This is a genomic window from uncultured Methylobacterium sp. (genome assembly GCF_964251405.1).
GTDB lineage: Bacteria > Pseudomonadota > Alphaproteobacteria > Rhizobiales > Beijerinckiaceae > Methylobacterium.
In genome coordinates this window covers 1-2,415 of record NZ_CAXUJR010000156.1, presented here as the reverse complement: position 1 = coordinate 2,415, position 2,415 = coordinate 1, and the positions used below count along the sequence as shown (strand labels likewise).

1 protein-coding gene and 1 tRNA gene are annotated in these 2,415 nt (G+C 70.5%); both read left to right on the top strand.

Features of this window, described 5'->3' with window-relative positions; genetic code table 11:
* Positions 1–2,154 (top strand): xanthine dehydrogenase family protein molybdopterin-binding subunit (locus ACFE7U_RS17455; RefSeq protein WP_375410975.1); only part of this gene is annotated, 2,154 nt, incomplete at its 5' end.
* Positions 2,155–2,340: 186 nt separating this feature from the next.
* A tRNA-Gln gene (locus ACFE7U_RS17450) sits at positions 2,341–2,414 on the top strand.
* Position 2,415: the final 1 nt, after the last annotated feature.

Below are 2,415 nucleotides of genomic sequence, written 5' to 3'. Positions count from 1 at the left end.
AAGGCCCGCTACAGCGCCGACATCGCCCTGCCGGGCCTGCTCCACGCGGTGATGGCGGTGAGTTCGGTCTCCAAGGGCCGCGTCGCCCATCTTGATCTCGCCGCGGCACAGGCCCATCCGGGCGTCGTCGCCGTGATGACCCCCGCGAACGCCCCGGCCCTCGCCAAATCCCCCGACTTGCGCGACAGCCCCTTCGCCTTCCGCCTCGACCTTCTCCAGAACGACGGCGTACGCTACGCCAACCAGCCGATCGCGGTGGTGATCGCCGAGACCCTGGAGGCCGCCACCGAGGGCGCCGCCCTCCTGAGCCCGCGCTACGAACGCGAGACCCCGAGCGTGGAACTCGGGGCCGGCACCCGTTTCACCCCCGAGGTGGTCGGACCCGGCCTTCCGTCGAGCGCCGGGGCCGGCGACGTCCCGGCCGGGCTGGCTGAAGCCGACGCCCGCGTCACCGCCACCTACGAGACGGCGGCGCAGTACCACAACGCCCTCGAGCCCCACGTGAGCGTGGCGCAGTGGGAGGGCGACAGGCTCACCCTCTACACCCCGACCCAGGCCCTCCACGTCTCGAAGGGCCGGCTCTCGGGCCTGTTCGGGATTCCGGCGGAGAACATCCACATCATCAGCCATTATCTCGGGGGCGGCTTCGGCTCGAAGGGCTTCATGTCCTCGCCCCAGATCCTCGGGATCATGGCCGCAAAACTGGTCGGCCGCCCGGTCAAGCTGGTGACCCGACGCGAGCAGATGTTCGGCCCGGTCGGCCACCGCGCCTCGACCCGCCAGACCCTGACGCTCGGCGCCAAGACCGATGGCGCGCTCACCGCCTACGACCACCACACCCTGACGCTCACCAGCGCCTACGACGACTTCGTCGAACCCTCCGGCATCCTCTCGCGCCACCTCTACGCGTCGCCGGCGATCTCGACGACGCACGAGGCGTCCCGGGCCGACATCGCGACACCGATCTTCATGCGTGCCCCCGGCGAGGCCTCGGGCAGCGTCGCGGTGGAGAGCGCGATGGACGAGCTCGCCCTCGCACTCGGGATCGACCCGCTTGATCTTCGCCTGAAGAACTACGCCGAGGTCGAGCCGATCACCGGCAAGCCGTTCTCGTCGAAGGCCCTGCGCGAGTGCTACGCGCAGGGAGCGGAGCGCTTCGGCTGGGCCTCGCGCCCGCAGGCGCCCCGGCAGATGCGCGACGCCGACGGGCTCCTCATCGGCTGGGGGCTCGGCACCGCCACCTACCCGGCGGGCATGTTCCAGGGCGAGGCCCGCGCGACCTTAAGCGCCGACGGCACCGCGCTCTTCGAGACCGCAGCCCACGACATGGGGCAGGGCGCCTGGACGGTGCTCGCCCAGATCGCCTCCGACGCGCTCGGTCTGGCGGCTGACAGGCTCGAACTGCGCATCGGCGACTCGAACCTGCCGGACGGCGGTCTCGCGGGCGGCTCCACCGGCACCGCCACGTCGGGCATGGCGGTCCACAACGCCGCCGCGGCCCTGGTGGCGCAGCTCTCGGATCTCGCCACCAACGACCCGGCCTCGCCCCTCTACGGCGCCGGCAATGCCGGCGTGGTCGCGAGGGACGGCGGGTTGAGCCGCAGCGACGACCCGAGCCGATCCGAGAGCTTCGGGGACATCCTGGCCCGCGCCGGCAAGGCGTCGATCGAGGCGAAGGGCCAAGGTGCCGGCGATCCGGCCTCGCGAAAAACCTACGCCATGCACGCGCATGGGGCGGTCTACGCGGAGGTGAAGGTCGACCCCGACCTCGGGCAGATCCGGGTGACGCGGCTGGTGGGCGCCTTCGCGGCCGGCCGGATCATCAACCCGCGCCTCGTGCGCAGCCAGTATTACGGCGGCATGATCTGGGGCGTCTCGCTGGCGCTCCACGAGCATGCGGCCCACGACCTGCGCTCGGGCCGGATCATGAACGCCAACCTCGCCGAGTACCACGTTCCCGTGAACGCCGACATTCCGGCGATCGAGGCGATCCTGGTGGAGGAGCACGACCCGCACGTGAACCCGCTCGGCATCAAGGGGGTCGGCGAGATCGGCATCACGGGCACCGCCGGGGCCATCGCCAACGCGGTCTGGCACGCCACCGGGGTGCGGGTGCGCGAGATTCCAATCACCCTCGACAAGCTCCTGGGATGACGGTGACCAGGGACGCGACGAGGCGGCCGCGGCCGCATCCGCGAGGCGCCGGGTGCCGAATTCCGAAGGTTGACCGTTGGCGAAAGGTACCCTAATGGGACGGCTCTGCCGGTGCCGCCGACAGAACCTCTGACCGCTTCATCGGACGCTGCGGGCCATCCATGGCCCATCGTTCGACGGGTTAGATGGGGGATAGTTTAACGGTAGAACAGTGGACTCTGACTCCTCTAGTCGAGGTTCGAATCCTCGTCCCCCAGCCAA